General features: G+C 38.2%; 20 protein-coding genes and 3 tRNA genes. 10 read left to right on the top strand and 13 right to left on the bottom strand.

The annotated features are described in order from the left end of the window. The first annotated feature begins 20 nt into the window (after positions 1-20). Positions 21-1262, top strand: a complete 1242-nt coding sequence (locus tag B9T27_RS10485) for a multifunctional CCA addition/repair protein (RefSeq protein WP_086206771.1) — start codon at positions 21-23, stop codon at positions 1260-1262. Between the two features lie 195 nt (positions 1263-1457). Here the strand turns inward: B9T27_RS10485 and B9T27_RS10490 are convergent, their stop codons facing one another. Together B9T27_RS10490 and sppA are read right to left on the bottom strand one after the other, a co-directional pair. After that, a complete protein-coding gene (locus B9T27_RS10490; protein WP_086206772.1) occupies positions 1458-2264 on the bottom strand; it encodes an alpha/beta fold hydrolase in 807 nt (268 codons plus the stop codon). A 46-nt stretch (positions 2265-2310) separates the two neighbouring features. Continuing rightward, entirely contained in the window at positions 2311-3333 is a 1023-nt protein-coding gene (gene sppA, locus B9T27_RS10495) for a signal peptide peptidase SppA (protein ID WP_086206773.1), read from the bottom strand. Positions 3334-3469: 136 nt separating this feature from the next. Here sppA and B9T27_RS10500 point away from each other — a divergent pair, with 136 nt between their 5' ends. Then, complete coding sequence (locus tag B9T27_RS10500; protein ID WP_086206774.1) at positions 3470-4408, top strand: lysophospholipid acyltransferase family protein; 939 nt, start codon at positions 3470-3472, stop codon at positions 4406-4408. Between the two features lie 3 nt (positions 4409-4411). Here B9T27_RS10500 and B9T27_RS10505 read toward each other — a convergent pair whose 3' ends face one another. The 3 genes from B9T27_RS10505 to B9T27_RS10515 form a co-directional block, all read right to left on the bottom strand. Further along, entirely contained in the window at positions 4412-6868 is a 2457-nt protein-coding gene (locus B9T27_RS10505) for a DNA internalization-related competence protein ComEC/Rec2 (protein WP_228146206.1), read from the bottom strand. An 88-nt stretch (positions 6869-6956) separates the two neighbouring features. Next, a complete protein-coding gene (gene lolD / locus B9T27_RS10510) occupies positions 6957-7646 on the bottom strand; it encodes a lipoprotein-releasing ABC transporter ATP-binding protein LolD (RefSeq protein ID WP_086206775.1) in 690 nt (229 codons plus the stop codon). Then, positions 7639-8874 carry a lipoprotein-releasing ABC transporter permease subunit gene (locus tag B9T27_RS10515; RefSeq protein ID WP_086206776.1) on the bottom strand — a complete coding sequence of 412 codons (1236 nt, stop codon included), beginning with the start codon at positions 8872-8874 and terminating at the stop codon, positions 7639-7641. Before B9T27_RS10515 ends, lolD begins: the two co-directional genes overlap by 8 nt. Before the next feature lie 23 nt (positions 8875-8897). Here B9T27_RS10515 and B9T27_RS10520 point away from each other — a divergent pair, with 23 nt between their 5' ends. Continuing rightward, the gene (locus tag B9T27_RS10520; protein ID WP_086206777.1) at positions 8898-9470 is read left to right on the top strand and encodes a PilZ domain-containing protein; all 573 of its coding nucleotides are present in this window, start codon (positions 8898-8900) and stop codon (positions 9468-9470) included. Here the strand turns inward: B9T27_RS10520 and B9T27_RS10525 are convergent. Beyond that, positions 9467-10378, bottom strand: a complete 912-nt coding sequence (locus B9T27_RS10525) for a DMT family transporter (RefSeq protein ID WP_086206778.1) — start codon at positions 10376-10378, stop codon at positions 9467-9469. The two genes, B9T27_RS10520 and B9T27_RS10525, sit on opposite strands and share 4 nt — an antisense overlap. 25 nt (positions 10379-10403) lie before the next feature. Then, the gene (locus tag B9T27_RS10530) at positions 10404-10874 is read right to left on the bottom strand and encodes a YaiI/YqxD family protein (RefSeq protein ID WP_086206779.1); all 471 of its coding nucleotides are present in this window, start codon (positions 10872-10874) and stop codon (positions 10404-10406) included. 383 nt (positions 10875-11257) lie between these two features. Between B9T27_RS10530 and B9T27_RS10535 the strand changes: the two genes are divergently transcribed. The 7 genes from B9T27_RS10535 (at position 11258) to B9T27_RS10565 (ending at position 16660) form a co-directional block, all read left to right on the top strand. Continuing rightward, positions 11258-12688 carry an amino acid permease gene (locus tag B9T27_RS10535; RefSeq protein ID WP_086206780.1) on the top strand — a complete coding sequence of 477 codons (1431 nt, stop codon included), beginning with the start codon at positions 11258-11260 and terminating at the stop codon, positions 12686-12688. A gap of 168 nt (positions 12689-12856) precedes the next feature. Further along, a tRNA-Glu gene (locus tag B9T27_RS10540) sits at positions 12857-12932 on the top strand. Positions 12933-13027: 95 nt separating this feature from the next. Continuing rightward, on the top strand, positions 13028-14464 hold the full coding sequence (locus tag B9T27_RS10545; RefSeq protein WP_086206781.1) for an amino acid permease: 1437 nt from the start codon (positions 13028-13030) through the stop codon (positions 14462-14464). 123 nt (positions 14465-14587) lie between these two features. Next, positions 14588-15502 (top strand): hypothetical protein, encoded by a 915-nt coding sequence (locus B9T27_RS10550; RefSeq protein ID WP_086206782.1) that lies wholly within the window; start codon positions 14588-14590, stop codon positions 15500-15502. A 116-nt stretch (positions 15503-15618) separates the two neighbouring features. Then, positions 15619-15694 (top strand) — tRNA-Glu (locus B9T27_RS10555). Between the two features lie 42 nt (positions 15695-15736). After that, positions 15737-15812 (top strand) — tRNA-Glu (locus B9T27_RS10560). 137 nt (positions 15813-15949) lie between these two features. Then, positions 15950-16660, top strand: a complete 711-nt coding sequence (locus tag B9T27_RS10565; RefSeq protein ID WP_086206783.1) for a glutathione binding-like protein — start codon at positions 15950-15952, stop codon at positions 16658-16660. Positions 16661-16664: 4 nt separating this feature from the next. Here B9T27_RS10565 and B9T27_RS10570 read toward each other — a convergent pair whose 3' ends face one another. The 6 genes from B9T27_RS10570 to B9T27_RS10595 form a co-directional block, all read right to left on the bottom strand. Next, positions 16665-17909 (bottom strand): NADH:flavin oxidoreductase/NADH oxidase family protein, encoded by a 1245-nt coding sequence (locus B9T27_RS10570; protein WP_086206784.1) that lies wholly within the window; start codon positions 17907-17909, stop codon positions 16665-16667. Positions 17910-18013: 104 nt separating this feature from the next. Then, a complete protein-coding gene (locus tag B9T27_RS10575) occupies positions 18014-19600 on the bottom strand; it encodes an ABC transporter ATP-binding protein (RefSeq protein WP_086206785.1) in 1587 nt (528 codons plus the stop codon). After that, positions 19575-20588 (bottom strand): ABC transporter permease, encoded by a 1014-nt coding sequence (locus B9T27_RS10580; RefSeq protein WP_086206786.1) that lies wholly within the window; start codon positions 20586-20588, stop codon positions 19575-19577. The genes B9T27_RS10575 and B9T27_RS10580 overlap by 26 nt, the downstream gene beginning before the upstream one ends. Then, the gene (locus tag B9T27_RS10585; protein ID WP_086206787.1) at positions 20588-21664 is read right to left on the bottom strand and encodes a microcin C ABC transporter permease YejB; all 1077 of its coding nucleotides are present in this window, start codon (positions 21662-21664) and stop codon (positions 20588-20590) included. Before B9T27_RS10585 ends, B9T27_RS10580 begins: the two co-directional genes overlap by 1 nt. A gap of 30 nt (positions 21665-21694) precedes the next feature. Continuing rightward, positions 21695-23539: an extracellular solute-binding protein gene (locus B9T27_RS10590; protein ID WP_086206788.1), complete on the bottom strand. Its 1845-nt coding sequence runs from the start codon at positions 23537-23539 to the stop codon at positions 21695-21697. Positions 23540-23570: 31 nt separating this feature from the next. Next, entirely contained in the window at positions 23571-26846 is a 3276-nt protein-coding gene (locus B9T27_RS10595; RefSeq protein ID WP_086206789.1) for a lytic transglycosylase, read from the bottom strand. Positions 26847-26998: the final 152 nt, after the last annotated feature.

Raw genomic sequence — 26998 nt, forward strand, 5'->3', positions numbered from 1 at the left:
GAAGAATAGAGGTTTTTTTCATGCAAGTTTATTTAGTAGGCGGTGCCGTCAGAGATCATTTACTCGGACACCCCTATCACGAAAAAGATTATGTCGTTGTTGGTGCAACGCCTGAACAGCTCCTTACACAAGGCTATCAAGCTGTGGGTAAAGATTTTCCTGTTTTTTTGCACCCCGAAACAAAAGAAGAATATGCCCTCGCGAGAACAGAGCGTAAATCAGGACAGGGATATCACGGTTTTGAATTTTTTACCGACCCGAAGGTCACTTTGGAAGAAGATCTTATTCGTCGAGATTTAACTATTAATGCGATGGCGATGGATGATGCTGGTCATATCTATGATCCTTATCATGGGCAAGCCGATTTAAAGCATAAAATTTTACGTCACGTCTCTGATGCTTTTGCTGAAGATCCATTACGTGTGCTCCGAGTTGCACGTTTTGCTGCACGCTATACACAATATGGCTTTACCATTGCAAATGAAACCCTTGCATTAATGCAACAGTTAGCAGAATCAGGTGAATTACAAGCATTAACACCCGAACGAGTCTGGAAAGAAACAGCTCGGGCACTCATGGAAAAGCATGCCGACGTGTACTTTGAAGTATTACGTCAATGCGGTGCATTAAAGGTCTTATTTCCTGAAATTGATGCCCTGTTTGGGGTTCCACAACGACCTGAATATCATCCTGAAATCGACTGTGGTATTCATACACTAATGTCATTACAGCAAGCATGTAAAGCCAACTATTCTCTAGATGTGCGTTATGCGGTTTTAGTACATGATCTAGGTAAAGCACTTACACCAAAAGAAGAATTACCACGACATATCATGCATGAAGAACGTGGAATTCAACCAGTTACAGCAGTGTCTGATCTCTTAAAAGTTCCTACCCAGACCAAACAGTTGGCCTTAGCCGTTTGCAAGGAGCATTTAAAATGTCATCAAGCTTTTACCTTAAAAGCAGGGACATTATGGCGTTTATTACAGCGTTTAGATGTATTACGTCGCCCTGAACGCGTTGAAGCTTTTGTACAAGCATGTGAGTGTGATGCCCGTGGTCGCTTAGGTTTAGAAGATCGTAGTTACCCCCAAGCACAATACCTTCTAGAAATTATGCATATTGTACGTGCTATTAAGGCAGCAGATTTACCTGCTGAGATTCAAGGTCCAGATATTGGAGAAATGCTAATTCATAAACGTATACAAGCTATTGCTGAATTTAAACAGCAACATTCGGATACAGCACATCCAGTTTAGTGCTTTACTTTCAACATGAAAGTCCTATGCCTGTTGTATAGCATCCAAAACTATTAAGTTAAAAAATTAAAAAACCAACGCAGCTGCGTTGGTTTTTTAATAGCCACTTTAATGTGTTTTCAATATCAATCAATATATCCAAATCACGATCAAAAGATTTACACTAATTTATGCTCTGGCCTCAACATATTGAACTTACAACTCATTTTTGAGTCGTTGTTTAATTAATTGTGCCACTGCTTGTGGATGCTCCAATGGGAACATGTGCCCCCCCTTGGTGACTGTAAATGGAATACCTAGTTTCTTTTCTGTCATTTGTGGAAATTTTTTCTTTAAGAATGGACTTTCATCACCCACCACCAAATGAATAGGTAACACTGGCTTCGACATCGGTAACCACCACTTCGAAGGTGTTGTTCTAAAAATAGAAACTTCATCCGCTTTAGAAATAGTGAGTGTTACCCCACCACGCTCTAAATCATCAACTAATGCATGATCAATATAGGCTTGAAAACATTCTTCATCAAACTGTTGGTACAGCCCTTTTGGACGTAACAAATCGTATGCTTGTTGACGAGAATCCCAATGATCACGACGGCGAATACTTAAGCCTGCTGGGGTAATTTTATCCACCATTTTCGGATAAAAAATCTTAGTTAAATCAAATAAAAATGAAGCTCTACCTACAATCAAAGGTGGATCAAGCATAAGTACTTGTTCAAACAAATCTGGCCGTTGATAAGAAGCCAGCAAAGTTAAAACTGAACCTAATGAATGCCCTAAACCAATAACTTTACGACCTTGTGCGTGCTGTTCAATATTATCAACTACTTGATCAACCAAATATCGCCAATGGTTGTTAATAGGATAACGTTTATCTACACCAATCAAAGGAATATAAATAATGTCATAGTCATCTTTTAAATACTCAAAGAGTTTTTGATAAACCTTTGAAGGCACGCCATTGGCATGCGCAAAGTGTATTAAGGGTTTCGTGCTCATAACTTCCTTTTTAAAACATTTAATCATTCCACATACAGGAGTTTAACTACTGCACTTTTGCATCTTGATTCATGCCTAACTGTTGACTCACAGCTTCACCTAATCCATGTCCCATTTCTGATCCTACACGACCTAAAATAGAATCAATTGGGCTATGTTCGACTGTATAGTTCACCGTTTTATTAACTTTAAGTTCACGTTTTAAAGTTTCAATATTACCCGCTTTATCAGCAACACCTAATTTAATCGCTTGCTCACCAGTCCAAAACAGTCCAGAGAAAATTGCAGGGTCTTGTGATTTAAGTTTTGCACCACGCCCTTGTTTTACAGCATCAATAAAATGCAAATGAACATTATCCAAGAGTGCCTGAATATGTGCTTTCTGTTCAGGGGTAATTGGTTTGGTCATACTCAAGATATCTTTATTCGAACCAGAGGTCATGGTGCGATCTTCTACCCCTAACTTTTGTGCTAAACCGCTAACACCATAGTTCGGCATAATCACGCCAATTGATCCAACCAAACTAGACGGATTCACCCAAATTTCATCTGCCGCAGATGCAATATAGTACGCACCTGAAGCCCCCATATCACCAATAAGGGCATAGACTTTCTTTTCAGGATGCTGTTTTTTCAGATATTGGATCTCTTGCCAAATATCATCAGATTGCACAGGTGAACCACCAGGTGAGTTGATATTTAAAACCACGGCTTTATTTGATTTTGCCTCAAAAGCACGTTTTAGCGATTTAATCGTATCAGCACTATTAACGCCCTTACTACTCGCATCGATGGTACCAATCACATTAACGACACCTAAGTGCGTATCTGAGGTGGTAATGTTCGCGTCATCACTCGAAGTCATTGAGCAACTTTTACCCATTAATACCAATACAATAAAGATATATAGGAACGTCAAAATTTTAAAGAAAATTCCCCAACGACGACTCCGACGTTGTTCCTCAACTGAAGCAAGAACCGCTTTTTCTAAAAGCTGCCATTCTTTTCCAGTAGTTTGAGTATTGGCATTTGTATTTTCATTTTGTGGTTTAGGTGGCCAATCGGACATAAATACCATCCAAATTAATTTTTAAGGCTTCATTATATACACTGAAACCAGTTAAACTGTTTAAACATTGCGATTTAACTGATAATATTTTTAAATCACAGCATCCATTCACCTCAGCATTTTATTTTGAAGAACGATGACTGAAAAACAAAATACTATTACGACTCGTGCCTTAAACTTCTTTAGTCGACGACCTATTCTTTTTTCACGTTTTTTTGCAAAAACTCTTGCAGCCATCGTGAATTTATTACGAATTACAAAAACCTCAAAAACAATTCATTTAAATATTGAAATTTGTTTACCTCAACTCGATCAAAACATTAGAGAACACATTACTCACACCGCCATACGCAATGAATTACAGTCCTATATGGAATTTTTTAGTATTTGGGGGAGTACAAATATTAAAAATATCTCTCGAATTCGCCATATAGAAGGTGAACATTTTTTTCATGAAGCACTTGCAGCACAAAAAGGATTAGTACTTATTGCGCCACATTTTGGGACTTGGGAGATCATGAATGCATGGTTCGCTCAATATACACAAATGACAATCTTATATAAGCCAATTAAAAATACTGAAGCAGATGAATTTGTCCGCTCTGCACGTAGCCGTGAACAAGCACATTTAGTCCCCACTGATGAATCTGGGGTGCGCCAAATTTTCAAAGCATTAAAACAAGGAGGGACAACCGTTATCCTCCCTGATCATACGCCCCAAGTTGGGGGTGAAATGGTCAATTATTTTGATATCCCTTTAGCTTCAAGTAGTTTGAGTTCTAAATTGATTCAAAAAACCAAAGCGAGAACCCTTTTAATTTATGCGATCCGCAATGAAAGTGCTGATTTTGATATGTTTATTGAACCCATTGATGAACGTATTTATGAGGGTACTGCGATAGAAGGCACACAGGTTATTCATGCCACCATTGAACATTTAATTGAACGATATCCGGAGCATTATCACTGGAGTTATAAACGTTTTAAGGCAAATCCAGCATTAGATGGAATTTATAATATGCCACATCTGGATGCCATGAAAAAAATAGAGTCAGTAAGAGCAGCATCGTCGTGAACTTCAACGTTGTAACCATTTACGTCCATCACGATAAGCTTCAATCTGCATCTGCCCTTGGGCTAATAATGCAAATTTTATGCTGCCATGCTGAATAGTCGTATACATTGGAATGGAAAGGGCTTTTAACCTTTCCCGCACAATCGGGTGTGGATGCCCATAGCGATTATTAAATCCTGCAGAAGCAATCGCCAATTTCGGATGTAAGCGTTTTAAAAATTCAAATGATGAACTGTGCTGACTACCATGATGCCCTAAGATCAGCACATCCACTTTTAAATCAGGATACTGCTGTAAAAGCTGATATTCCGCTTCCCATCCAGCATCCCCCATGATAAGAAAGTTTTGATAGTTCACCGCATGAGGAATGTGAATATGCACGACACAGGACAGTTCATTCTGATTGTTTTTAACATAACTTAGGCTATTTTCGGGTGGTGATAAAACCTCTATAGTCACTTGATCAAACTGCCATTTTTGTCCCGCATAACAATAGTGAAAATTGGCAGCATTAAAGCGTTGATCCTGTTCGTTTGAATAAACCTGATGAGTTTTAATAACAGCATTGATCGCCTCAAAAGCACCGCTATGGTCTTGATCTAAATGTGATAATAAAATTTGATCTAACTGTGAAATTCCTTGCTGCATCAAATATGGAATCAGCACTTGTTTACCTATGCTAAATTTAGTTTCATCATAATAACCACCTGTATCAATCAACATTTTCTGCTTCGGTAGGTTTAAAAATATTGCTTGCCCCTGCCCAACATCTAAGATAGTGAGTTCAAATTCATGATCTACTTTAGCTGAGAAAAAAATTGGAAGAAGACAGACGAAAGCCCACGCTTTAGGAACAATGCCACGCGGTAAAAAAACAATAGCTACTGCCACCCCTAAACACACTAGCACCCATGGCGTAAAAGCTAGCCATTGTAATTTGAGACTAAAAATATGATCGATAAAGTGCAACATACCCAATAAGAGTTGAATCACCCAATCTGCGATATGAAAGAAAAATAGTCCCAAAGGTTCAATCAATACGCTCAATAATGCACCCATTACTTCTAATGGCACAATAATGGCACCAATCAATGGAATCGCAATTAAATTGGTTAATGGTGCAACCCATGACACTTGCTGAAAAATTAAGATTACCAATGGAAATAGTGCAATAAAAACTTTCCACTGTGATTCAATTAATATGCGAACAAATAGTCCAACACGAGATAGCCACGATGAAACTGGTTCCAATGTATTGTCCTGTAGCGTTTGATAAACTCGTATTAAAATAAAACATGCACCATACGACAACCAAAATGCTGCCGATAAAATACTAAAAGGATCAAAGAGTAATAGAAGACTAGCACTACACAAGAGTAATTTTAATGCTTGAATTTGTTGATTCAAAAGCAAAATAATACTCACTAACGTGACTGTGAATAAAGTTCTCAGTGCTGGAATTTCAAACCCCACAAATGCGGTATACATCCATACACAGAATATAAATGGAAAAATAACCAAATATGGTTTGGGATAACGTAAATAGAGGTTGAGCTGAAATCGCTGAATTAATTGCACGAATACAAAACAAAAAATCACTGCAAAGATCAGTACATGTGGCCCCGAAATTGCGAGTAGATGTGAAATTCCGAGCCGTTTAAATAAATCTTGAGTCTGTTTCGAAAGTAGACTTTCATCACCTGTCAGTAACGCTAGAATTAAGCCTTTATGCATTAAAGGTTGTTGCTCTATAAAATTTCTAAAATGGAGCCGTAGGCGCTCTATCGATAATCTTATTTTTGCTAACCAAGTATCCTGAGCATGGATAAATGTAGTGTACCCCAATTGAGCTATTTCACTTTTTGACAATGACTGAATCGATTGAATCGATTGAATCTGCATCATCCCCATAATATTATCTTGTAAATACCATTGCTCTACATCAAAAACGCCAGCAACTGCGTAACTATGTGCTGGTTTTACGATTCCACTAACTTTGTAATAATGTCCCAGTTCAAATTGTGGCTGCTGATGATTTAACTGTGTCGTGAGCAGTAATTGTATTGACCGAGGGGATGAATTCAGTTTTTCTGCACTAAGTACCATCGCGCTTTGTTTTAATTTTTGCCCATTTTCATCTGCTGTGAGTTGGTTTATTTTTGCAATATAAATAATCGCATCCGTTTCTGTAACATGGGTAACCCTTGTTTCCATCCGCTGCTCTAATGCATGATCTGCATAGCTAGCGGCCAAAACAAAGCTGGTCAAGGCCAATACCAGCGTTTGAAAAAATTGAAAGAACAGATACTGCCTAAGACGATGTTTGATCCATAAAAGACCAATAATGATTCCACTAAACACCATTAGAATGGGGATAATACTGGAAATAAAATCGGGTAACTCCCGCCCCATCATCGAAATTCCAAAAATCCATCCCAATAAAATAAAAAGCCAAACCATATTGTTATTATCAATTTTGTATTTATATAAAGAATTAAAGCCCATTTACATGAGCTTTAACAAGGCAACTTATCGGATAATAGATAAATCAATGTGCAGTGTTAGACCAAAGACCATCTTGCATATGCAAAATTCTGTCTGCTTTCTGCGCCAATTGCTCATCATGAGTCACAATGAGCATCGCCATATTGAATTCATTACGTAAATCGGTCAGTAGATCAAAAATACTTGCTGCTGTTTTACGGTCTAAATTACCTGTGGGCTCATCTGCTAACATGAGTTTCGGCTGAGTGACTAAAGCACGTGCCAATGCAACACGCTGACGCTCACCACCAGATAGCTCACCTGGTTTATGCGTTAGACGATGGGTTAAACCCACACGTTCTAATAAATACTCTGCACGTTCTTTTGCCTGTTTAAAAGAGACCTCTTTTCTTAACATCAAAGGCATACACACGTTTTCTAAGGCAGAAAATTCAGGCAGTAGATGATGAAATTGATAGACAAAACCTAAATGCTGATTACGTGAGTAACCTCGTTCAGCTTCACCCAAATTATCAAAGCGTTGTCCATTCAGATATACCATCCCTTTAGTAGGACAATCTAGACCACCTAAAACATGCAATAAGGTGCTTTTACCCGAGCCACTTGAGCCAACAATCGAAACAAACTCACCCAAATTAACTTGCAGAGAAAGCCCTTTAATCACTTCAACCGTTGATTTTCCATCGGTAAAAGATTTGAAAATATTCTGCGCTTCTAACACCACATTACTCATAACGAAGTGCCTCTGCCGGTTGAATTTTTGCTGCACGAAAGGCAGGATAGATCGTTGCTAAAAAACTTAATATTAATGATAAACCAACAATTACCACCACATCTTGCCATCTCAAATAAGACGGTAAATAATTAATAAAATATGCATCAAATAAATGCCAGCCAAATGTTGTATTCAACCAATCAATTAAATGACTAATACTTAAAGCAGAAATAACCCCCAAGATTGCGCCAGCAACGGTACCCACAACACCAATAATTGTGCCCTGCACCATAAAAATTCGAGTGATCGTTGCAGGAGAAGCACCAAGTGTCCGCAAAATAGCGATATCTGACTTTTTATCCGTCACCACCATGACCAAGGATGAAACAATATTAAATGCGGCAACCAAGACAATTAAGAATAGTAACAAGCTCACCATAGCTTTTTCCATCTGAATCGCACTAAACAAATTGCCATGTGTATAAGTCCAATCTGATGCATAAAAATTACCAGGTAATTCTTTCACAATCTCATTGGCAACTTGCGGTGCAAGGAAAATATCATCCAGTTTCAAGCGTATACCTTGTGCACCATCGGGAAGACGTAATAAAGTTGATGCATCGTTCAATGCGATATAGCCTAAACTGGAATCTACTTCCGCACCAATACTAAAAATACCAACCAGTTTAAAACGTTTAAAACGCGGTACAACACCTGCAGGAGATGGTGTTGCTTCCGGCAAAACTAAAGTGACATTATCATTTAAGCTTAAACCTAAAGCATCGGTCATTTGCTTTCCAAGCACGATACCAAACTCACCTTTTTTCAGCTGATCGATACTACCTTCAACCATATGATTCTGGATAATAGAAACTTTTTTCTCATATTCAGGTTCAATCCCAGTCACCATAATTCCAGCGACTTGTCCCTGTGCGGTGAGCATGCCTTGTAATTGCGTAAATGGCGCGACACCAGTTACATGTTTATGCTGTTCAATTTTCTTTGCAAGTACTGGCCAGTCTGTTAGAATTTGTGTTGATGAAACAGTGGCTTGAGGTATCATCCCCAACACACGGTTTTTCAACTCTCGGTCAAAACCATTCATAACAGATAATACTGTAATAAGTACAGCAACTCCTAAGGTTAGACCGACCATGGAAACTAAAGCAATAAAAGAAATAAAGTGATTACTACGCCGTGCGCGAGTGTATCTCAACCCTATATACAGCGAGATTGGTTTAAACATACCATCTAGTCCGAGGTGATTTTATGGAAACGTTACAGCATCAAAACGAAGAAAACGAGCGTCGTGTTATGTCTCGTATCGATGCTGCATTAAGGATCAACTATCAGGTGATTCCTGATGAGACGGCACTTAATGATCCATATGATTCTAATTTTGTATTACCGCGCTATTTTCTACTACTTGCAGAATTAGATCAATTTGATCATGCGCTTCACTACGAAATAGAACAATTAAATGAAAAAGATCAACAAATTGCTCGAATACTATCCTTATTTAATCAAAAATTAAACCTCATTACTGGTTCTCTTTACGATTCAATTGTACAAACCCTGTTACCAGTTCCACAAAATGTAAATTTTTCAGAGAGTGGTTTTAGTTTTTATAGTAATCAAAATCTAAAACAAGGCACTTATATACATGTAACATTAAGCCATCCTGAAAATTTCTTTCATATTGCTGTTACTGCACAAATTGCATATTCAGAACATGAAGGAGATGGTCAATTTAGAATTGGGGCTTACTTTATTACCTTGCATCCACAAGATAAAGTCAAACTCGCCAACTGTATACAAGTGACTTCAAACACAGTGATTTAAGATTGATTCAGTTTAGATGCAAGTTTACGACTTGCTTTTAAATCTTTATAAAAATATAAAAATAGTCCAAACAACAACACCATTGCACCAATAAAGACCATTGCTGTCGGCCGTTCATGATTTAAAATTGCACCAAAAAGCATAGCTAACATTGGTGTGAGAACGGTTGTCAGCGACAATGTTGTTGCTTTAATATTTTGCACGAGCTTGAAATAACAAAACATCGCAATCAGCGACGCCATCACCACTGTGTAGAGCAAAGCTAATAAAGATTTTGCTTCTGGAATATGATTAGGTAGATATTGCCAAATAAATGGAATAAGACACATTGCCACCAGTGTTGAAACTAGAATAGAACCAGTGGCTTGTGCCATGGGTTCAACCATTGCATTGACTTTTTTTACCCAAAAAATTGAAAGTGCATAGTTAAAAACACTGATCAACATCAATCCAATTCCAATCGGATGAATCTGCTGACTTTCTCCACCACTGGTACAAATCAGCCCTAACCCACATAAGGAAACCAACATTCCGAACCATTGTAAAGCCTGTAATTTTTGATTAAAGCCAAAGCGACCAATAAGACCTGCCATAATCGGTGCCAAACCAAACATTAAAGCAATCATGCCAGAACTTAAATATGGAGTTGCTGCATAGGTAAAAGTTTGCGAACCAATCAAGCTAAATGAACCTGCCAAATAGCTATGTAATGCCACTTTATCAGTTGGAAATTTAATTTTAAGAATCAGTAATATTGCGATTGCCACTGGTAACGCGATAAAAAAGCGTAGTACTAAAGCCCACATTAAATGCAAATCGGACACACTCCAGACAATCGCTAAAGGTGTGGTCGACCAAATGAAGACTAATAATGCATAAGTCATCACGATATTACTTTTAGATGGCATACAGCTTTTTCATTCCGAAAATACGTTAAATAGCGGTTTTACGTTTTTGCTTCATGATAGTTTGATCTAAACTACTTGAAAATTCTCGTTTATCCCGTTCAGAGAGTGGTGGTGGTCCACCTGTTTGCACCCCAGCTCCACGTAACGTATCCATAAAATCACGCAGATGTAAGCGTGCTTTAATATTGGCTTCCGTATAAATTTCACCACGAGGATTAATTGCAACACCCCCTTTTTCAATCACTTGTGCAGCTAAAGGAATATCTTGTGTCATCACAATATCATTGACTTTCATTCGCTCAATGATTTCTTTATCTGCTTGATCCGCACCATTCATCACCTGAATCGAATTAATCCGAATAGAGGGAGTGATCCCCACATTTTGATTTGCAACAAAAGTGACTTCTAATTGATAACGATCTGAAGCACGAATAATGACATCACGAAGAATTTTAGGCAGCGCATCAGCATCAACCCAAAGTTTAAAAGGCAGCACACGTTATCTCGAAAATTTACATGAATTATAGTTTAACAAAAGATCATGACAAATAATGAGAAAAACAAGAATTCTGCAACAGCGCTACCTATTTCAAAATAAACTGATGATTTCACATCAAAAACTCGACTAAAGTCTGTAAAAATTTTAAACAATACCAACCAACCTAATAATTTTTTAATACTTTACAAAAACTTAAAAGTTAAAATATTCAAAACTATCTAAACTAAAAAACAAAAAAAGCCCTACCCGAACACAAATTCAGCAAATATTGATTAAATTAGATTCATTTTTATGAAAAATTCAACATGTACTTTGATGAATTTTTGTGAAAATTCATGCTTTCTATTAAACTACTGCTTTAGAATTCATTGACAACGAATATGCAATCTCCCGATCCATCTACTCAGCTCCATGTTGCTGAGGGAAATTCTGTTTCTTTAAAAAGGACCATGACCCAACGCCATCTGATTATGTTGTCATTGGGTGGTGCAATTGGTACAGGTTTATTTCTAAGCTCAGGTCAAGTTATTGCACAAGCGGGCCCTATTGGTGCAGTCATCTCATATATTATTGGTGGCTTAATTGCTTATATGGTAATGCTATGCTTAGGTGAGCTTGCCGTTAATCAACCTGTGACAGGATCATTTGGTGCATTCGCAGCCAATAATATTGGGCCTGGTACAGGATATATGGTCTCATGGATGTATTGGTTGGGATGGTCTGCAACACTGGGGACAGAATTCACCGCTGCGGCTTTACTCATGCAAGAATGGTTTCCGTCTATTTCAGTGTGGATTTGGACATTAATCTTTGCGAGTGCCGTATTGATTTCAAACCTCACCTCTACTCGTTTCTTTGCTGAATCAGAATTTTGGCTTTCTTTTGTAAAAGTCTCAACAGTGCTTATTTTCATTTTATTAGGCTTAGGAGCAATTTTTGGATTTATTGCATTCGATGGTTATGACTCTGCACCACTATTTAGTAATTTAACCTCACATGGATGGTTTCCAAATGGTTTATTTCCCATTTTTGCTACCATGCTGATTGTAAACTTTGCCTTTAATGGCACCGAGATGATTGGTATTGCCGCAGGTGAAACTGAACATCCTGAAAAAAATGTTCCTAAAGCGATTCATGCCGCTGTTTGGCGGTTAATGATTTTCTTTGTCGGCACAATTATTGTGATTAGCTCTTTACTCCCTTATCAAGAAGCTGGATTAAATGCCGCTCATGGTAGTGGTTTAAGTAATAGCCCATTTGTCTCAGTATTTAATTTGATTGGTCTTCCTTATGCTGAAGACATCATGCGATTCGTCATTATCACCGCATTATTATCTACGGCAAACTCTGGGCTATACGCAGCATCACGTATGATGTGGGCTTTATCTGTACAAAAACAATTACCCAAAATATTTTCTAAATTAACTGCATCAGGTACACCTGTGATTGCTATCTTAGTGACCATGATTGGTGGTTTACCTGGATTATTATCTGAGCAATTTAGTGCAGATGTAATTTTCAAAAACTTATTGGGTATTGCTGCATTTACCATGGTCATCGTATGGATGAGCATTTGTTGGAGTCAATTCAATTTCCGTCGCCAATGGTTACGGCAAGGTAAAACTTTAGCAGAACTGAAATTTAAAACCCCTTGGTTTCCGCTGGTACCTATTTTAGGCTTCCTTACCTGTACAGTCACTGGACTAAGTATGGCTGCGGATCCTGAAATGCTCTCAGGTTTCATTGGCTGTTTAATTTTTATGGCACTTTGTTATGCCAGTTATTATTGGTTATATCATCCTAAAAACTAAAATCAATCTAGAACACAACCAAGGGAGCAAAGCATATTGCTCCCTTTTTATATTTATTTTTCATGTAATGAATCATTTTTTATTCAATCAATTCCATTATTTTAAAATAATGAATTTCTAGGTTTGACAGCTCGTTCAAATATACCTATTATAACCACACCTCAGAACGACCCTATCGTCTAGAGGCCTAGGACATCGCCCTTTCACGGCGGTAACCGGGGTTCGAATCCCCGTAGGGTCGCCATTTATTATTCTTATAAATTATCCTCATTTGCCAATTGCACTATTTATTAATTACACTACAATAAGTCGCTTCGCAACATCTTCTACTCCACTTCTATGTCTTCTCCTCAATCTCAGCATGATGCATCTAATCAAGCACATCCTAATGCACCTTTAAAACGGGCAATGAGCACTCGCCATCTTGTGATGCTTTCACTTGGTGGAGCCATAGGAACAGGTTTGTTTTTAGGTTCAGGAGAGGTTATTGCACAAACAGGCCCCGTCGGTGCCATTATCGCCTATATTTTAGGTGGTTTAATTGCCTACATGGTGATGCTTTGTTTGGGCGAACTTGCAGTGCATATGCCTGAATCAGGCTCCTTTGGTAGTTATGCCAATCAATTCATTGGTCCAGCCACAGGCTATATGATTACATGGTTATATTGGCTAACATGGACTGCAACCCTTGGTACAGAATTTACTGCAGCCGCATTACTCATGCAAGAATGGTTTCCACAAGTTTCTGTTTGGCTATGGACCATTGTTTTTGCAGCGATTGTCTTTATTCTCAATATCAGCTCAACACGCTTATTTGCAGAATCTGAATTTTGGCTCTCTTTAGTCAAAGTCATCACGGTCATCATCTTTATTGTTCTTGGTTTATTGGCTATTTTTGGCTTTATCCCTTTCCAAGGTTATGACTCTGCCCCACTATTTAGCAATTTGACAGCTCAAGGTTGGTTTCCACAAGGGATCTTTCCTATTTTTGCAACGATGCTGATTGTAAATTTTGCTTTCTCTGGCACTGAGTTAATTGGTGTTGCAGCAGGTGAAACCCAAGATCCCGCAAAGAATGTACCTAAAGCGATTAATGCCGCAATTTGGCGCTTATTAATCTTCTTTGTAGGCACAATTATTGTGATTAGCGCACTACTGCCATATCAAGATACGGGTTTAAATGCAAATCATAGTATTAGTAGCAGCCCTTTCGTTACTGTATTTTCATTTATTGGCATTCCTCATGCCGAAGATATTATTCGATTTGTAATTATTACCGCTTTACTTTCTGCAGCAAACTCCGGCTTATACGCAGCATCTCGTATGATGTATTCACTTTCCATGAAAAAACAGCTACCTAAAATATTTTCAAGATTATCTCAATCCGGAACACCAATTATTGCAATTATTGTCACCATGTTTGGCGCGCTTCCCGGCTTACTTTCAGAACAATTTGCACCTGAAACGATCTTCAAAAACTTATTGGGTATTGCTGCATTTACCATGGTGGTGGTATGGATGAGTATTTGTCTTTCACAATTTAATTTCCGTCGTCGTTGGTACAAAGCTGGTCGCACCAATACAGAACTCAAATTTGTTGCCCCACTCTTTCCAATCGTTCCAATCCTCGGTTTTATTTTCTGTTTTATAACCGGTGTAAGTATGGCGACAGATAAAGAAATGCTCCCTGGATTTTTTGGGTGCTTAATTTTTATTGCTGCTTGTTATATCAGTTATGCTGCTTTCTACAAACCTAAGAAAATCAATAAAGCATAAGATATCTTTAGCTCAAGAAGTGTTGCAAATAGCTACACTTCTTGTACTTCCAAAGACTAGAATACCTACAAATAACGCAGTAAATTAAAGTACAAACCTTGCCAAGAATAATTACAAAATACGATGAAAATTATTTTCCTGCATGGCATGAATCAGCAAAATTACACCGCAGATTCACTTAAAGAACACTGGACCAGTATTTTTGCCAAAGGCATAGATGAACTTTGCCTTAAAGTAAATGTTGAACAACTTAATATCGTACTACCATTTTATGGTGATTTAATGACCAAGCACCAATTAAGCAATAAATTTGACTTAGATGCTTTTCTACCCAAATCTATTCTTAATTTTCATTTAAACCACCACCGAGCGATAGAGCCTGATATTCAACTCTCAAACTTAAATATCCCTGAACTTCCTATTTTCACCAAAACACAAATATTATCACTCTCTACACGTTTATATCTCGCCTCACAATTTGCCAAAGACATCGCACTCAAAGAGTTTTTCACCATACTCAATAACTTCCCGAAGCTCCAAGAAAGTCTGATTCATAAATTCCTAATAGAAACTTACATGTATCTCACCTGTTCTGAATTTATGCAGGAAGTAAATCAACGTGTTTTAGAGAGTTTAGAGGAAGGTGAAGAACATATTATTGTCTCCCACTCCTTAGGCACAGTGATCGCATACAATCTTCTACAACAACTCGACCCTAAGTTTTGTATCCAACGGTTTATCACATTAGGCTCACCATTGGCCTTTCGCATGATTCAATGCAAAGTTATACACCCTATTATCCATCCGAAAAGTCTATGTGGGGATTGGTATAATTTTTATTCCGACGATGACTTTTTAACAGCATTTCCACTCATTGAAGCGCCTTTTAACTTCCGCCCAGCCATTAGAAATAAAAAGATTTCAACCTTTACCAATATGCCGCATAAAATTGTAGGCTATTTACAACATCCAGCAGTCATTAAGTGTATTTTAGAACCCATTTTAAAACCCACAACACTTAAACCGTGTCATTTTTAATCACAATGGCTTGCTTTGATGTGTTTTTACTCAACTGATCTATTTTTCACGTTATATCTCTGAAAAAGGTTTGACACTTTTTAAAATTCGCCCTAATATACGCCCACCTCTGAAACGACCCTATCGTCTAGAGGCCTAGGACATCGCCCTTTCACGGCGGTAACCGGGGTTCGAATCCCCGTAGGGTCGCCATTTAATTTATGGTTTAGTTTTCAGAAGTATGCCTCATCTATTGACCCTATCGTCTAGAGGCCTAGGACATCGCCCTTTCACGGCGGTAACCGGGGTTCGAATCCCCGTAGGGTCGCCACATTCGAGATTGAAAAATCTCAACAAAAAATCCTGAGCATATTATTGACTCAGGTTTTTTTTGTTTTCAGTCTAATTAGATTTAGAATAATTTTTTGCTTTATACTCAAGCACGACATCACCAAAAATAATCATTTCATGCACATTCGTCTATTTCATAAAACCAATTCACGCTCTCAACGCATTCTATGGTTATTAGAAGAATTACAACTCGATTATGAATTAATTTTTTGCAATAACGATCCAGAAAATTCAAACTTAGACCAAATTGAAAATCAAAACCTGCCCACTAAATTTCCGACTGTAAAAATTTATGGAAATGATCCTTCAGATATCATTACCCTTGCTGAAACAGCTGCAATTTCAGATTATTTAAGCTATTTATCAAACGACCTAGGCATCTCTCAGCTTAACCCCCAAGAAGTACATTTATATTATTATTGGAAAAATTTTACTGAAGCAACGTTTATGCCTGATTTAGCACTTAAACAAATTTTTACTGCAATTATTGCAAAAACCCCTTTGGTTATACGCCCTGTTAGCCAACTGCTTAAGTTTGGATTTGATCGCGGATATTTAAACAATGCTCTCAATCAGCATATGCTCAAAATTAATGAACATTTAAAAGACCACGCATATATAGCAGGTAACCACTTCACCATTGCAGATCTTCTATTATGGTTTCCCTTGTTAGCTTGTGTCCAATCAAGTCCGACATTTGAACGTTTACAGCACATTCAATGCTATCTATTACAAATACAAAGCAGACCCGCCTTTCAACGTGCATTAGAGAAAGGACAATGGTCTGCGCCGATATTTAAATTGTATTGGTCTAAAGCATGGTCATAAGAACTTAAGCACTTTTACGTGAATTCACACGACCGCGAATGACCGCTTTTACATTATTCTTGGCATAGTTAAAGAAAACCTTAAGTGGAGATAATTTGGGATTAGGTTGCTTACCTTCACCAATCGCCTTAAATTGCGCTGCGTACCAGAGAATTTCCATAATTGCCATTTTATCAACAAAAGGAATACCTGTTTTAATCGGTGCCACAGCATAACGTACATCTTGCCCAGCCATTAGACGGTTACTGACATCAGTTTCAACAGCTAAAGGCCGTGCAATACCAATAAACTCACACGCACCACTGTCTAAAGCAGCATTCATACCTTTTGCCGTACGGAAGCCACCTGTCACCATTAAATAACATTGAACTTCTTTACGAATTTTTTCAGCAAAATCTAAGAAATAAGCTTCACGCGCAATGCTACTGACTTTACGTTTATCTGCTTTAGCACCTGCCATGGCCGGTGCTTCATAAGTTCCACCAGACACTTCTATCAAATCAATTCCTGCCGCATCAATCGCTTTAAACACGGCAATGACTTCTTCTTCAGTAATCCCCCCACGCTGGAAATCAGCTGAGTTTAATTTCACAGAGACAATAAAGTTTTCAGAGGTCGTCGCACGAACTGCTTTATAAATTTCAAGTAAGAAGCGCATCCGATTCTCAATAGAACCACCCCATTGATCTTGACGCTTATTGGTTAATGGCGATAAAAATTGGCTAATTAAATAACCATGCGCACCATGTAATTGCACTCCTTCAAAACCAGCTTTTTCACAAATACGTGCTGATTCAGCAAAACGCTGGATAATCTCTAATATTTCCTCTTCACGTAATTCACGTGGCGTACCAAAGGTGGTTGCGAGTAAAGAACTGAATGGCACTGCTGATGCCGAAACGGTTTCCTTATTTAAGCCCTTTGGGCACTGACGCCCAGGATGAGACAATTGAATCAGCTGTACCATGCCAGATTTTTTACCAACATTTGCCCACTCTTTAAGTTTAGCCAAATCTCGTTCAGTTTCTATCACCACTACACCAGGTTCATTTTTGGCGCGGAAATCAACCATCACATTGCCTGTGATCGCACAGCCTAAACCACCTTTTGCCCATGCATCATATAAACCTAAGTGCAATTGATTTGGCTGACCTGCATAGTTTGCCAATGCCTCACTCATTGCCCCTTTGATAATACGGTTTTTAAATGTGGTATTTCGAACTTTTATAGCTTCTGCAATATGGCTCATGCTCATTATCTCTGTTTTTTATTTAGAGCATTCGCTCTAAAAATTGCGTGTAGCATCAGTGTAAAATTGACAATCCATTTTGTCAAACTCATCCAATACTTTACTTAGTAGTGACTGGCTGCAATTAGAGTCTTGGTATACTCACTCTGAGGTGAGGTAAATAAAGCATGGGTCTCTTGAAATTCGACCACTTCAGCATGGCGTAATACTAGAACTTTTTGACATAAAGCTCTGATGACTTGCAAGTCATGACTAATAAATAAATAACTTATTTGATATTCAACTTGTAACTGACGCAATAGTTTAACAATTGCACGTTGGGTACTGCGATCTAAAGCAGAAGTTGGTTCATCTAAAATAATCAGCTTCGGATGTAACACCAAAGCACGAGCCAATGCCACACGCTGACGCTGACCACCTGACAGCTCATGTGGATAGCGACCTTTAAACTCAACAGGCAATTCAACTTTTTGTAAAGCTTCAGTAATTAATGATTCAATTTCTACTTTTTTTAATTTTTTAAGTGCAAGACCTTCACCAATAATTTGCTCCACACTCATCCGCGGATTTAAACTCGAATAAGGATCTTGAAAGACCATTTGGAATTCAGAACGCAAAGGGCGTAATTTACCCTCCCTCAAGAGATTTAAATCTTGATTGAGTAAAACAATTTTTCCACTGCTTTTAATCAGTCGGGCAATTGCCAAAGCCATCGATGTTTTACCTGAACCACTTTCACCAACAATACCAATCGACTCGGCTTGATTGATTTTTAAGTCTAAAGGCTCTAGTGCAACAAAATAATCTTTAACGCGATTTAACAAACCTTGCTTGATGGGAAACTTGACCGCTAACTTCGATAAAGACAATAGCAGGTCAGCATTTTCTGGAATACTATTTGCAGCACCAAAGTCATGATTGAGTAAATGTTGGGTATAGCCAGATTGAGGATTTTGAAAAATCTGCTTAACCTCTCCCTGCTCCTCAACATGACCTTTATTCATGACGATAACGTGATTGGCATAACGTTTCACTAAATTCAAATCATGACTAATGAGAATCATTGCCATATTTGAGTTTTGCACCAACAATTGCAATAAGTTTAGAACCTGTGCCTGCAACGTGACATCTAAGGCCGTGGTTGGCTCATCAGCAATAATAATGTCTGGTTCCAGTGCCAATGCCGCAGCAATCATCACCCGTTGTCTTTGCCCACCCGACAGCTCATGTGGATAGCGGCATAAGTTTTCTTTAGCATCAGGCATACCCACATCATGTAATAAATCCAGCACTCGTTTTTGAACTTTATCTTTAGACCAGCCTTGAAGATATAAAGTTTCACCAATAATTTTTTCAACGCGATGCAAAGGATTCAATGCCGTCATCGGTTCTTGAAAAATCATCGCAATTTTCTGACCACGGATAGTTTGTAGCTGCCTTTGATCCAAACTTAGTAAATTTTGTGCTAAAAATTCGACCTGACCTGTAATTTTTAAAGAATCTGGCAATAAGCCTAAAATTGCTAAAGCACTAATCGATTTCCCTGAACCACTTTCGCCAACAATCGATAAAATTTCACCGACATGTAAATCAAAATTTAAATCTTGTACCAAGGACTGTTGTGTATTTTCAATCTTTAAATGCTTAACCGAAAGTAATAATGTTTTAGTGCTGTCTTGGATCGAATGCATCACGTGTTGCCTCCCCGATATAAATCAGCAAAGACAAAACCAGTGCCAACGTAAAAAAGCCCGATAAAGCCAACCACGGCGCATTAAGATTATTTTTACCTTGAAGTAATAATTCTCCAATAGAGGCTGCATCGGGTGGTAATCCATAGCCTAAAAAGTCTAATGCTGTCAGTGCGGTAATATTTGCTGTGAGCATAAAAGGGAGTTGCGACAAACTGGAACTCATCGCATTCGGTAAAATATGCCGAAACATAATGGTGTAATCTCGAACACCTAAGGCACGTGCAGCACGCACATAATCTAAATTCCGAGTACGTAAAAATTCAGCACGAACCAACCCCACTAAACTTGGCCAACCAAATATCAACATGATTAAAAACAACCAATAGACACTTGGTGTAAACATACTGACCAAAATCATGACCATAAATAAAGTTGGTAAGCCCCCCCAGACCTCTAAAATACGCTGTCCGATTAAATCAACCCAACCACCATAATAACCTTGAATCGCACCCACAATGATACCAATAAAGGATGCAAATAAAGTTAGTGCCAAACCAAAAAGCAACGAGACTCTTAAACCATATAAAATACGTGCGAGTACATCACGTCCTTGATCATCGGTACCCAACCAATTTGCTCGACTCGGTGGCGATGGAACAGGGACAGCTAAATCTAAATTTGGCGTTTGGTACGAATAAGGAATCAGTGGCCAAATTGCCCAACCTTTGGCTTGAATCAAAGCTTGAACTACTGGATCTTTATAATCTGTTTCTGTTTCAAATACGCCACCAAAGGTCGTTTCAGGATAAACTTTAAAAATGGGTGTGTAATAGGAATGCTCATATTTGACCAAGATCGGTTTATCATTGGCAAGCAACTCCACGACCAGAGTCATGGCAAAAATAAGCATAAAGAGCATTAAGCAAAAGAAACCTAAGCGATTTCTTTTAAATCTCTGCAACCGTACTTGCATCATCGGTGACATTATTTTGCACCTCGTGATTCAAAACTAATCCGAGGGTCAATCATTTGATACAAGACATCACTAATTAAACGTAAAATTAAACCCAATAATGTAAAAATAAATAAAGTACCAAAAATCACTGGATAATCACGCTGAGAAATAGCCTCAAAACCAAGTAAGCCTAAACCATCTAAATTAAAAATAATTTCAATGAATAAATTTCCAACCAAGAAGATGCCGACTAAAGCTTCAGGTAAACCTGCAATAACGATCAACATCGCATTACGAAACACATGCCCATACAGCACTTTATTTTCACTCAAGCCTTTGGCACGTGCTGCAAGTACATATTGCTTGCCCAACTCTTCCATAAAACAATATTTTGTTAAATAAGTTAAAGCTGCAAACCCACCTAAAAGCATGGTGGTTAACGGCAGCGTCATATGCCAGAAATAGTCTTTAATTTTACCCAGCACGCTTAGACTTTGAACCTCATCTGAAACCAAGCCTTGTAATGGAAACCATTGAAAATATGAACCACCCGCAAAAAATACAATCAATAAAATCGCAAAAACAAAAGATGGGACGGCATAGCCTACTGCCAACAACAAAGAAGTCGATTTATCAAAAAACAGGCCATGTTGTTTGGCTTTTTTAATCCCCAAAGGTATAGACACTAAATAAATCAGTAAAGTACTCCATAGCCCTAAAGACACCGTAACTGGCATCTTCTCTAAGAGTAACTGAGTCACAGGCTTGTCTTTAAAGAAACTGGTACCAAAATCAAAGCTTAAATAGCCCTTGAGCATAATCCAAAAACGTTCATACGCAGGCTTGTCAAAACCATATTGCGCTTTAATTTTTTCGACCATTTCTGGACTCAAGCCTCGTGCACCTTGGTAACTTAAAGTCTTTCCTGATGTACTTGCAACTTCAACTCCTGCTGTCGCACCCAAACCTTGAAAACTTTCAGCTTGGTGAATTGCTTGTTCCACAGGACCACCGGGTGCGATTTGAACCACAATAAAGTTAATTAATAAGATAAAAAACAATGTTGGAATGATCAGTAACAGTCTTTTTAATATATATGTGCCCATTGAGATGACATTCCTTGTGACCTGAAAGTATTATTTTTTTCTTAAAAAAAGTCCTACTTTTTTGGCTTGCTGTGGATCAACCCACCAGTACTCTAAACCTAAAGATAGTTTTGGCTTCACTTTTGGTTGTTTATACATATTCCAATATGCGTATCGATCCTCTTCACTCCCATAAGTTAAAATATTATAGTAGCCTGCACGAAGTAACCGATCCAAAACCCGAGTCTTTATAATTAATTGCTGACGATTCGGCGCTTGAATAATTTGTTGAATGACATCATCAATGACTGGATTCTTGATACCAGAATAGTTGTAATTACCCGCCTCATCGGCAGATTTACTGCCCCACATTTGTGCTTGTTCATTGCCTGGACTTAAAGTCTGCGGCATCACATCCGTGGTCATATCGAAGTCCGTCTTACGCTTACGTTCAATATACTGAGGTAGATCCACTTGACGAATGCTAATTTGAATCCCTAATCTTTTTAAATTGCGTATAAAAGGCATTAAAGCACGCTGTAGACCTTCTTGATGAATAAGAAATTCGATACGAACAGGCTTCCCAGATAAATCAATCAATTGACCATTTTTATATTGATAACCAGCGTTTAGTAAAATCTGGCGTGCTTCTAATAAACCTTTACGATTAAATCCACTACCATCTGTTACAGGGAATTTCCAATCTTCTAACACTCCTTGTCTTTGAGTGGGATTTAACTTCGCTAGATAAGGCTGTAATACGGCCAATTCTTCAGCACTGGGTCGCCCTTTGGCTGCAAGTTCACTATTCTGAAAATAACTCTGTAGCCGTTGATACTCACCATAAAATAATGCTTTATTTAACCATTCAAAATCATAAGCATAAGTTAGTGCTTTCCGAAATTGAATATCATTAAAGGGTGTTCTACGCGTATTAAATACAAAACTTTGTGTCGGTATGGGTTGTTCGGTTTTGGATAAATACTTTACAACCATTCCGGCTTTAACTGCAGGAAAATTATACTCAGTGACCCATGCTCGAGAGCTATTTTCTTTATGTAAGGTATACTGTCCCGACTTAAATCCTTCGAAAGCGATATCAAGACTTCGATAATAGACAAATTTCATCCGATCAAAATTATAACGCCCACGATTAATGGCTAAATCACGTCCCCAATAGTTTGGATTACGCTTATAAGTAATACTTCGACCAGCATCAATCCGATCAATTAAATAAGGGCCAGAACCTAAAATTGGCTGCAAAGTCATTTTAGTGAAATCTTTATTTTTCCAATCTGCTTTAGAGTAAATTGGCATTTGTGCCAAAATTGAAGGCATTTCGGAGTTATGCGCTGATTTAAAAGTCATTTTTACCTCATATCGAGATAAAACTTCCGTTTTTGCCAAATCAGACAAATACATCTGTAAACCTAAATTCGCTTTAGTTTGGAATATATCAAAACTAAATTTTACATCTTCGGCCGTAACAGGCATCCCATTACTAAATCTCGCTTTGGAATTAATATGAAAAATAACAAAATTAGTATGTTCAGGATCAAAGGTGACCTTCTCAGCCAACAGCGGGTACATCACATCTGGTTCATCTAATGACTGATCCATTAAAGAATCAAATAAAAAGTTTACGCCGTCTGTAGAGCTCCCCTTACCATTCATGGAGTTTAGATTATCAAAAGTACCATTCCCAGCTTGACTAATAGAACCGCCTTTGGGGGCATTCAGATTTGCATATGGCATGACCTGCGCTGAAGCATATTTGGGTAGGCTATGAATCGCAATATAAGGTGTGGTCTGTACCACTGACCACACACTCGAGCTAAACAGATATACCCCACATGCAAAAAGCATCGGCTTTGCATACGCAAATCTCTGGTGCATCAACAACTATCCCCAATATTCATTGCAGTAATTACAAGTTTGGCACTTTAATAATTTCCCCAATACGTAATTGTGTATTCGGCTTGATCTCATTCATTTCTGCCAACTCATTAGTATCCATACCATATTTACTCGCCAAACGAATCAATGAGTCTCCACTTTTAATTTTATATTCAGTGGCTTTTTTGGGAATAAGAATGCTTTGACCACGTTGTAGCCCAGCTTTTGCACTCAAATTATTTAACTCTGCCAATTCTTGAACGGACATTCCCATACGATTTGCAATCGCATTTAAAGACTCCCCAGACTGCACCGCATACTTCTCAGTACTTTTAGTTGCTGTACTCAATTTCACTTTAGGAGGAGCTTTTAGCTCTTCTTTTTCAGTAACTTTACTTGCTAATTCACCATCCAGTTTCAAGCGTTGTCCAACGTTGACATTGCTATTACGAGAAAGACCATTCAATTCACTTAAAAATGCCACTTGTAAATGATATTTTTTTGCAATACCTGCAAGTGTTTCACCCGATTTTACAGTATGTATATCAGGCTCATTAATTGCCTTCACATTACTTTTGACTTTTACTGCTTGCTCAGGCTCACCAGTTAATTTTAATTTTTGACCTGCCAACAAACCAGATGTTGAAGTGAGTCCATTCAAATCTGCAACTTTATTAACTGGCAAATTATATTTATTGGCAACTGCAATTAAACTATCACCCGATTGCACAATATAACTCTCTGGAATAGTGCTGCCCGCTGGCACTTTCAGAGTTTGACCCGCCAGTAAGACTTTTGACGTAGACCATTTATTCAACTCTGCTAATTCTGCCAAACTCATATTGGTTTGCGTTGCAATACTGGATAAAGTATCACCTCGCTGAACTTTATAACTCTCAGTCTTAATACTCGTTTCAGCTTTAACAGTATCATATTTAGTAGTATTTAATTTTGTGTCAACTTTCACATCTGCTGCATGATTGACTTCATGCAATGGAACATTAATTTTTTGCCCCACAGACAAATTATTACTGACATCTAAACCTGCCGTTAAATCAGCAAGCTCTGGCACTGATAATGCGTAACGATCGGCAATAATCTTTAAATATTCACCACGCTTTACAATATAAGTTTTAGTCTTAGTCTTCACTATGGGTTTAGCTGTATCTGCTTGAACCAGCGCTTTATGAGTTGCATTTAGCTTTTCATCACGCCCCTCTTTCAGGTTTAACTTTTGACCTACCCATAAATTACTCGTAACAGGCACATTATTATAATTTGCCAACTGTTGCACAGACAATCCAAACTGATCTGCCACCGCAGTTAAACTGTCATTCGGTTTAACCACATACAAGCTCAGCTTATCCTCTTTCAAGGATTTCACAGATGGACTCTCTACGACAGGTTTAGCATCATATAAATATAATGAGGCACCAACATACAAAGTACTATTCGGATCAACTTGATTCCAGTTCGCAATATCACGCCAATTTACCCCGTTCTTTGCAGCAATCGTGGCTAAATTATCACCTGGCAAGACAATATACGTACTCCGTTTACCTTTTGGTGGAACAACAACAACTTCGGTACTGGTTTTTTCAAATACTTTGGAACGATTTAATTGAGCTTCAACCGAATTATTAGACGTGTTTTCCGCAAGTCCTTTAGGATATGCAAATCTTACCGAATTATCCTTACCTTGCTGTTCAGCCACTGATTGACTGGTTTGAATTGCTGTTAACTTAATTTTCCCATCAAAAGGATCTACAATTTCAGTCCCTTGTGGTGCAATTGCTTTAATTTCTTTTACAACTTCTTCTTTTTCAGCCAACGTTGCTTGCGGTTCTAAAACCTGCTTAACCGTTTCTTTTACACCTTCTGCTTTTACCGCCGCTACAATTTGTTGACGCTCTTTACTTGAAATCGGTGGCTCAATTGCAATCGGTTTAATATTAATAGCTTGAGTCACTGCGACTGGAATACGTGGCGCGCTTGGAATATCTGCACTCGCTGCAAAAGACGCTAGAGCATTGGAACCTTGTGGTGTGGTTTTTAACTTAGCTGCGGCACTGGCGGTAGTCTCAGTATTGCTGGTTTTCACAATAGTCGTTGTCGCAGTTAAAACGGGTGGCGTAGTTTTAACTGGATTCATGACTTGATTATTTAGATTCGAAACAGGAGTAGGATTTAAGGTTGTTGATGACGTTGTCGTACTATTACCTACAGCTGTACTGGCCCAAAAAGTCTCTGAGCTCGGTTTTAATACTTTAATTTTGTTATCAATATTAGGATTTAAATCTGCTGGAATTAAAATACGCATTGGACTTGCCGCATCTACGATTTCACCCCGGTGCCCAGGATTAAGTTGATACAATTCAGCACGACTTAATCCAGTTGTCATTGCAATTTGATTCAATTGAATGCCTGCAGGTACAGAAATCTCTCTAAAATGTGGACGATTTGCAATCGGAGGTAAACTCACACCATATTGTTGTGGTTTTTTAATAATTTGTGCAACAGCAATAAACCGTGGCACATAATTCATTGTTTCTTGAGGTAATTTAAGTGACCAATAATCAGTGGGTAATCCTGCAGCTTGGTTACGATTGATCGCCTGTTGAATACGTCCGGGGCCCGCATTATAGGCTGCCAACGCTAATTCCCATGAACCAAACTGATTATATAAACTGCCTAAAAATTCATAAGCAGCACGCGTGGATTCCACCACATCACGGCGACCATCATATAAATTGGTCTGTCTTAAACCATAAATTTTTCCAGTGCTTGGAATAAATTGCCACATTCCTGCTGCCGCTGCACTACTGGTTGCTGCTGGATCATAAGAACTTTCGATAATCGGTAACAATGCCAGCTCGGTGGGTAAACCACGGCGCTCAGCTTCCTTAACGGTATGATACAAATAGCGTGAAGCACGGGCACTCAAACGATCTATATAGGGTTGACGCGATACAAACCAACTACGCTGTGCATCAATACGTGGATCCCAATGTGTTTCATCCATTTTAAAACCTACAGTCATGCGCTTCCACACATCACCATGTTTTAAAACAAGTAAGCGATCCCCTTCAACTGCACGCATATCTGTTGCAGAAAGCAAGTCTTCTAACGAATCTAAGCTATTCGAATCGAGCATCCCTGTATGTTTAGCACTATGCGACTTCGTAACACCTGTCGTCGACGTACAACCTGTGACTAAACCCATTGCTGCTACAGCTGAACTAAGAATAGATAATTTGAATAAAACAGATGCAGAGGAATGCCACACTGCTGTGGTTGGTTTATACATACAAGATTCCGAACAACATATAATAGATTTATTTTATAAATGCCATTTTAGAGAAGCTAACGACTCACACAAGACATTAATTGAGTGCTTAATACATATAAATGTTACAAGAAATTAAAAAACTTCTAGATCACACCCTGAAAACGCTCATT

Source organism: Acinetobacter sp. ANC 4648, assembly GCF_002135345.1.
GTDB lineage: Bacteria > Pseudomonadota > Gammaproteobacteria > Pseudomonadales > Moraxellaceae > Acinetobacter.

What these genes read in the sequence shown, in the direction of transcription:
- B9T27_RS10525 (WP_086206778.1), bottom strand. Translation starts at nt 10,378, where the DNA reads ATGCCATCTAAAAGTAATATCGTGATGACTTATGCATTATTAGTCTTC.
- lolD (WP_086206775.1), bottom strand. Translation starts at nt 7,646, where the DNA reads ATGAGTAATGTGGTGTTAGAAGCGCAGAATATTTTCAAATCTTTTACC.
- B9T27_RS10590 (WP_086206788.1), bottom strand. Translation starts at nt 23,539, where the DNA reads ATGCACCAGAGATTTGCGTATGCAAAGCCGATGCTTTTTGCATGTGGG.
- B9T27_RS10485 (WP_086206771.1), top strand. Translation starts at nt 21, where the DNA reads ATGCAAGTTTATTTAGTAGGCGGTGCCGTCAGAGATCATTTACTCGGA.
- B9T27_RS10515 (WP_086206776.1), bottom strand. Translation starts at nt 8,874, where the DNA reads ATGTTTAAACCAATCTCGCTGTATATAGGGTTGAGATACACTCGCGCA.
- B9T27_RS10500 (WP_086206774.1), top strand. Translation starts at nt 3,470, where the DNA reads ATGACTGAAAAACAAAATACTATTACGACTCGTGCCTTAAACTTCTTT.
- B9T27_RS10575 (WP_086206785.1), bottom strand. Translation starts at nt 19,600, where the DNA reads ATGCATTCGATCCAAGACAGCACTAAAACATTATTACTTTCGGTTAAG.
- B9T27_RS10490 (WP_086206772.1), bottom strand. Translation starts at nt 2,264, where the DNA reads ATGAGCACGAAACCCTTAATACACTTTGCGCATGCCAATGGCGTGCCT.
- B9T27_RS10565 (WP_086206783.1), top strand. Translation starts at nt 15,950, where the DNA reads ATGCACATTCGTCTATTTCATAAAACCAATTCACGCTCTCAACGCATT.
- B9T27_RS10580 (WP_086206786.1), bottom strand. Translation starts at nt 20,588, where the DNA reads ATGTCACCGATGATGCAAGTACGGTTGCAGAGATTTAAAAGAAATCGC.
- B9T27_RS10585 (WP_086206787.1), bottom strand. Translation starts at nt 21,664, where the DNA reads ATGGGCACATATATATTAAAAAGACTGTTACTGATCATTCCAACATTG.
- B9T27_RS10520 (WP_086206777.1), top strand. Translation starts at nt 8,898, where the DNA reads ATGGAAACGTTACAGCATCAAAACGAAGAAAACGAGCGTCGTGTTATG.
- B9T27_RS10535 (WP_086206780.1), top strand. Translation starts at nt 11,258, where the DNA reads ATGCAATCTCCCGATCCATCTACTCAGCTCCATGTTGCTGAGGGAAAT.
- B9T27_RS10550 (WP_086206782.1), top strand. Translation starts at nt 14,588, where the DNA reads ATGAAAATTATTTTCCTGCATGGCATGAATCAGCAAAATTACACCGCA.
- B9T27_RS10505 (WP_228146206.1), bottom strand. Translation starts at nt 6,868, where the DNA reads ATGGTTTGGCTTTTTATTTTATTGGGATGGATTTTTGGAATTTCGATG.
- B9T27_RS10545 (WP_086206781.1), top strand. Translation starts at nt 13,028, where the DNA reads ATGTCTTCTCCTCAATCTCAGCATGATGCATCTAATCAAGCACATCCT.
- B9T27_RS10570 (WP_086206784.1), bottom strand. Translation starts at nt 17,909, where the DNA reads ATGAGCCATATTGCAGAAGCTATAAAAGTTCGAAATACCACATTTAAA.
- B9T27_RS10595 (WP_086206789.1), bottom strand. Translation starts at nt 26,846, where the DNA reads ATGTATAAACCAACCACAGCAGTGTGGCATTCCTCTGCATCTGTTTTA.
- sppA (WP_086206773.1), bottom strand. Translation starts at nt 3,333, where the DNA reads ATGTCCGATTGGCCACCTAAACCACAAAATGAAAATACAAATGCCAAT.